This window comes from Kitasatospora sp. NPDC057015, from assembly GCF_042673745.1.
Taxonomy (GTDB): Bacteria; Actinomycetota; Actinomycetes; order Streptomycetales; family Streptomycetaceae; genus Kitasatospora.
Map to the genome: position 1 here is coordinate 1 of NZ_JBHUSG010000105.1, position 6,317 is coordinate 6,317.

Here is a 6,317-nt window from a genome sequence, read left to right on the forward strand (position 1 = left end):
CTCCCAGACTCTAGCAGAGTCCTTCGTGCTTCCCGGCCTCAGGAGGCTTTCACCGGGCCGACCTGACGGTCCGTCCGACGGCTCAAACTCTAGCCGAGCACCGCTCCGAAAAGCGAATCCGGCCCCACCTTCGAATTCCGGGCACGACAATTCGCGCAGAGCCGCGACAAGGCACGGCTCATGGCTCTTGCTGAGTGGTGTTTCGGAGGATTGGCCACCCCGGGAACGTCCGTGCGGATCGCGCGTCCGTTTCTCCCTGCCAGGCAGCTCGAAGAACACTAGACCTGTCCGGGGGCAGAGTCAAGAGGAGCCCGGGGCCGCCGGCAGCTGGAACGCCAGCACGGCCACGTCGTCGTCGTGCTCGGCGGTGACGCCCATGGCGCGCAGCAGGCGGGAGCAGACCACGTCGGGGGCGCCGACCGGGCCGGCCAGCGCACGGGCCAGCAGGTCGAGGCCCTGGTCGATGTCCTCGTCGCGGCGCTCCACCAGGCCGTCGGTGTAGAGGACGCCGGTGGTGCCGGCCAGCAGGCGCAGCGTGTGGGACTGGTGGGTGCCGCCGCCGGTGCCGAGCGGCGGGCCGTTCTGCTCCTCGCTGCGCAGGACGGCGCCGTCGGGGCAGCGCAGCATGATCGGGAGGTGGCCGGCCGAGGCGTAGGTGAGGGTGCTGGGCTCCGGGTCCCAGACGGCGTAGGCGCAGGTGGCGATCTGGTTGGCGTCGATCTCCATGGCGAGGCCGTCGAGCAGGCGCATCACCTCGTGCGGCGGCAGGTCCAGCCGGGCGTAGGCGCGGACGGCGGTGCGCAGCTGGCCCATCACCGCCGCGGCGCGCAGTCCCCGGCCCATCACGTCGCCGATCACCAGGGCCGTCCGGCCGCCCTCGATGCCGATGACGTCGTACCAGTCGCCGCCGACGGCGGCCTCGGCGCCGCCGGGCTGGTAGGTGGCGGCGACCCGCAGGCCGGCGGGCTGTTCGAGCTTCTGCGGGAGCAGGCTCCGCTGCAGGGTCACGGCCGCCTCGCGCTGACGGCGCTCGGCCTCCCGGAGCCTGCTGGCGGCCTGGACCTGGTCGGTGACCTCTGCGGCGAAGACGAGCACGCCGGCGGGCGCGGCGGCGGCCCCGCTGCCGCGTTCCTCGGCGCCGAGCGGGACGCAGGAGACGTTGTAGTACCGGTGGCCGGCGGGGCCGTCGATGCGCCGGGCCTTGACGCTGCGGGCGCGTCCGCTGCGGATCACCTGGTCCATCAGGGGCATGACGCCCATGGCGGTGAGTTCGGGGAGCGCCTCGGCGGCGGGGAGGCCGGCCGGGCGTTCGCCGAAGAGTTCCTGGTAGGCCCGGTTCGCGTAGCCGAGCTGGTGGCGCGGGCCGTGGGTGACCGCGACCGGCGCGGGGAGGCGGCCGAGCACCTCGCGGAGGTCGTAGAGCTCGTGGACGTCGCGCAGGTCCAGCAGCCCGCCGGCGGTCAGCGGGTCGCGCGGGCCGGGGACGCTGAGCGGTTCGACCGTCCCGGGCTCCGGGTCGGCGCCCGGGGACGGCTTCATGGTGGCGACGGCGCCGCGGTCCCCCGTACCCGGTCCGCTGGAGGGCGCGGTGGTGCACCCCGCGGCGGTGCCGGGCGGGGGCACGACGCGTCTAGGGGCTCCGGTGAGCCGGGCGCTCCAGCGCATGAGGTTCAAACGACGGCTGCTTCCTCGGGGTTTCCAGGCATATCATCACGTTTTGTATGCGACAGTGCACACGGGGTAATGACATCGGTTGGGCCGATCCTGTCAGGCGGAGGGCCCATTCCGGAAGTCGCATCGTCCTCTCACCCACGGCCGGCCGGACCGTTCTCGGCAAAACCCGCCTCGAACTCCGACCGGGGGTGCTCCACCGCCCCGAGCGAGACCACCTCGCGGCTGAAGACCCCGGCCAGCATCCAGTCGATCAGCACCCGGACCCGGCGGTCCGCGCTCGGCAGCCTGCGCAGCTGGCGGATCCGGTGCAGCAGCCAGGCCCGCCGGCCGGTCAGCCGGCCGCGCCGGGTCTGCGCGACACCCCGGCCGATGCCCAGCGAGGTCGAGGCGCCCGCGATGTCCGGCCGGTACGCGCGCTGGTCGGCCGAGCCCAGCGAGGCGAGCACGTTGTCGGCGAGCAGTCGCGCCTGCGCGAAGGCGTGCTGGGCGTTGGGGGCGCAGGGTTCACCGCCCGCGTGCGGGTCGGGGACCGCCGCGCAGTCGCCCGCCGCCCAGACCCCCGGCAGTGCGCCGCCGTCGGGCCCGAGCGCCTGCAGCGTGGGCAGGCAGCGGATCCGGCCCTCGGCGTCCAGCGGGAGGTCGGTGTCGCGCAGCAGCGGCGCCGGCCGCACGCCCGCCGTCCACACCAGCGTGCGGGCGGCGAACCGGCTGCCGTCCGAGAGCGCCATCACGGCGCCGGTCGCGGACTCCAGGGTCGTGCCGAGCCGGACGTCGACGCTGCGGTCGCGCAGTGCGGCGAGGGTGTGGTCGGCGAGCTCGGCACCGGCGCCGTGCGCGCCGGCCTCGGCGAGGATCCGGTCGGTGGCCTCGACCAGCACCCAGCGGAGGTCCTCCTGGGCCACGTTGTGGTAGCCCCGGACGGCGTACCTGGCCATGTCCTCCAACTCGGCGAGGGCCCCCACCCCGGCGTAGCCGGCGCCGACGAAGACGAAGGTGAGGGCGGCCTGGCGCAGGGCCGGGTCGCGGGTGCTGGAGGCGAGGTCGAGCTGTTCGAGGACGTGGTTGCGCAGGCTGACCGCCTCGCCCACGGTGGAGAAGCCGAGGCCGTGCTCGGCCAGGCCCGGTACGGGGGCGGTACGGGAGACCGAGCCGGGGGCCACCACGAGGATGTCGTACGCCAGTTCGGTCGGGGCGGGTGCGTCGCCGTGCTGGGCGGCGTCGGCCCAGGCCCGTCGGGTCGCGTGCTCGATCCGGGTGATCCGCGCGGTGAGCACGCGACAGCCGGACAGCACCCGGCGCAGCGGCACCACGACGTGCCGCGGATCGATCGAGCCGGCCGCGACCTCCGCGAGCAGCGGGTGGTAGGTCAGGTACGGTTGCGGTTCGACGACGGTGATCTCGGCTTCTCCGCTGCGGAGTTGGTCTCTGAGACCACGCTGGAGACGCAGTGCTGCGGACATGCCGGCGCAGCCGCCGCCGACGACCAGGATCCTGATGGGGGCACCCCCTACCGATGTGACCTGCTTCACGCCTCCATGACGCACTGCCGGAGCCCCTCTTGTCCACAGTCCGTGCCGGATCTGCTGGTGCGGATGTGACGGGGAGCGGGTGGATATGCGGGAGTGACGGGATTCGGCGCACTTTCGGCCGCGAACTTCCGTGAACTATGGTCGGATTGTGTGTCGGAGCAGGCTCCGCCCGGGATACCCGGGCGCGACGGGCCGTGGATCGGTCATCATGGCCACTTCAACCGTCGGCGGGAGAACCCGACTGTCGACGCGCGAACCGGGGAAGGAAGTCCCGGACGGACTCCGCTGACAGGACGCAGGCGCACGATCCGGACGAGCCGGTTGGCCGGCCGCGGTCGGCGACCGCGGCCTGACGCACCGGGGGGGTGCGGTGACGGGCGAGGGCAGGTGCCCGATCGGGTGCCTGCGGGGGAGAGTTGGGATGATGGAGCAGGATCGACTGTTGGGCCGGGCGGACACGCGGCGCCCCGGCCAGGGCGCCGTGCCGGAGCAGCGCGGCCCCGCCGACCTGCCGCCGTACCAGGACGGGGCCCATCCGGAGGCCGGGTACCGGGCGACCGGACCCGAGACCGGGTGGCCGCAGCCGCCACGGCAGGAGGGCCCGCGTTCCGAAGCGGCCCGGACGGAAGGACCGGCGGCCGGCGGCCTCCCGGACGCCGGTCAGGACGGCGGCCTGCCCGACGGTGCGACGGGCCCCGGGCCGCGCCGCAGCGGCGCCCGACTGCGGGTGGACGCCCGGCGGAACCTGGAGAGCGTGCTGCGGGCCGCCCGCGAGGTGTTCGGCGAGTTCGGCTACGACGCCCCGATGGAGGAGGTCGCCCGCCGGGCCGGGGTCGGCGTCGGCACGGTGTACCGGCGCTTCCCCAGCAAGGAGGTGCTCGTCCAGCGGATCGCCTCGGAGGAGGTCGCCTGGCTGACCACGCAGGCCCGTGAGTCGCTGTACAGCGGCGGCGGCCCCTGGGAGTCGCTGGCCGACTACCTGGCACGCGCGGTGGGGACCGGCGCGGGCCGGCTGCTGCCCCCGGAGGCCTTCCGGTACGCGGAGGAGCTCGGCCGGGTGCCGGGGCAGCGCGGGGCGCACACCTCGGGCACCGGGCCGTGGCCCGGCCGGGCGGCCGACCCGGCTCCCGGCGCGTCCGGGAGTGCCGCGGGCGCCCCCGACGCGGACCCCCGGCTGCTGCTGCAACTGCTCGCCGCCCTGGTGGCGCGGGCCGGCGCGGCCGGCGAACTGCGGCCCGGCGTCACGGTGTCCGACGTGGTGCTGGTGCTCACCGCCTCGGTGCCGGTGCACGCGGCGCAGGCCGCGCACCCGGCGGCCGGGCAGGGCGTCGAGGACCGCGGGACGGGCGGCTGGGGTACGGAGGGTCAACTCGGGTCCGGCCCGGGGGCCCGGCTGCTGGAGATCCTGCTGGACGGCCTGCGCGCCCGCTGACCGGCCGCCGCGACGGCGTTCTCACCGTCCGGGCCGGGCAGTTGCCCGGTGCGGACGGTGCCGCGGGCGGCCCGGACCGGTGCACCCGGCGGCCCGAACGGGACCCTGACGTCCCCTCGGAAGAGTGGGTCGGGCCTGCTCCGGCTACCGCTGTTCCCTGCGCTATGCCATCCTTTGGCCGTGGTTGGAGCCAATGTCCCGATGCGCGCGGTTCACGCGCCGTCGGCGCCCGGTGAGCGGGCGCCGCACGCCCCCGCCCTCCGGGATGCCCCGCCACTGTCCGGGGGCCGTCATGACATTCGGGGGCCGCTGTGAGCGCCGAGGAACAGAACGACTTCAGCTACGGCCTGGACTTCGGCGGGTCGGCGCCGGGCGGCCCCGAGGGCGCGGACGGCGCTCCCGGCCCCGGCGGTAGGCCGCCCGGTCAGGTGCCCGACCACGGCGGAGCCCACACCGGCGGGCACCCGGGCGGGCACGGCTCGGTGCCCCGGCCGGGCCAACCGCCCGCCCAGGTGCCCGATCAGGCCGGCGCCCCGCGGCGCGAGTCGCTGACCGGCCGGCCGGCCGCCACCGGACGGGTGCCCGGGCAGGCCGGTGCGGGCCAGGGCAGTGTCAGCCCGGCCGCCTTCGTCACCGAGGACGCCCCGGTGCGGACCGTGGTGCCCGCGCCCGCCGATCCGGTGGACGGTGAGCGGCCGCCCTCCGACGCCGAGTTGACGGCGCTCGTCCGGGCCGGCGACGACGGCGCGTACGAGGAGATCTACCGCCGGCACGCCGAGTCCGTCCGGCGCTACGCCCGGACCTGCTGCCGGGACAGCTTCACCGCCGAGGACCTCGCGGGCGAGGTCTTCGCCCGTACCCTGCAGGCCCTGCGGGCGGGCAAGGGGCCGGAGTTCGCCGTCCGCGCCTACCTGCTGACGGCGGTGCGCAACGTCGCGGCGGCCTGGGGGCGCACCGAGCGGCGCGAGCAACTCGTGGACGACTTCAGTACGTTCGCGCGCTCCTCGGCGGCCGGCGCGGACCTGGACCTCGCCGATCCGGGGGCCGACGCCTGGGCGATGGCGCTGGCCGACCAGCGGATGGTGATGCAGGCCTTCGTCGAACTGCCGGAGGACGACCGGGTGGTGCTCTGGCACACCGAGGTCGAGCGGGAGTCGCCGAAGACCGTCGCGGTGCTGATCGGCAAGACCGCCAACGCGACCGCCGTCCAGGCGCACCGGGCCCGTGACCGGCTCGCCGCCGCGTTCCTGCAGGCACACGTCTCCGGCAGCCAGGAACTCGGCTGCGAGGCCTACGCGAACCGGCTCGGCGCGTACGCCCGGGGTTCGCTGCGCAAGCGGGCCTCGGCGGAGGTCGGCGGCCACCTCAAGGAGTGCGACCGCTGCACTGCGGCCTACCTGGAACTGTCCGAGATCAACCACGGGCTGCGGGCGCTGCTGCCCGGCGGTGTGCTGGTCTGGGTCGGGGTGGGCGGATTCGGCGCGGCCGCCGCCGCGGCCGGCGCGGGGGCCGTGGTCGGCGGCGCGGCCGCCGGTACGGCCGCCGTCGCGGCGGGCGGCACCACCACGACGGGTGCCACGGCCGGGGCGGGTGCCACGGCCGGGGCCACCGCCGGAGCGGGTGGCGGAGCAGGCGGCGGGGCGGGCGTGGTGGCGGGCGAGGGCCTGGGCGTCGCCGCCAAG

4 protein-coding genes are annotated in these 6,317 nt (G+C 75.7%); 2 read left to right on the top strand and 2 right to left on the bottom strand.

Features of this window, described 5'->3' with window-relative positions:
• Positions 1-300: 300 nt before the first annotated feature.
• Positions 301-1,539 carry a PP2C family protein-serine/threonine phosphatase gene (locus ACFTWP_RS41035; RefSeq protein WP_380270301.1) on the bottom strand — a complete coding sequence of 413 codons (1,239 nt, stop codon included), beginning with the start codon at positions 1,537-1,539 and terminating at the stop codon, positions 301-303.
• A 266-nt stretch (positions 1,540-1,805) separates the two neighbouring features.
• Positions 1,806-3,203 carry an NAD(P)/FAD-dependent oxidoreductase gene (locus tag ACFTWP_RS41040; RefSeq protein ID WP_380270302.1) on the bottom strand — a complete coding sequence of 466 codons (1,398 nt, stop codon included), beginning with the start codon at positions 3,201-3,203 and terminating at the stop codon, positions 1,806-1,808.
• Positions 3,204-3,624: 421 nt separating this feature from the next.
• Here ACFTWP_RS41040 and ACFTWP_RS41045 point away from each other — a divergent pair, with 421 nt between their 5' ends.
• Positions 3,625-4,635, top strand: a complete 1,011-nt coding sequence (locus ACFTWP_RS41045) for a TetR/AcrR family transcriptional regulator (protein ID WP_380270303.1) — start codon at positions 3,625-3,627, stop codon at positions 4,633-4,635.
• Positions 4,636-4,946: 311 nt separating this feature from the next.
• Positions 4,947-6,317, top strand: a 1,371-nt coding sequence (locus ACFTWP_RS41050; protein ID WP_380270304.1) for an RNA polymerase sigma factor, incomplete at its 3' end; no start/stop codon positions are given.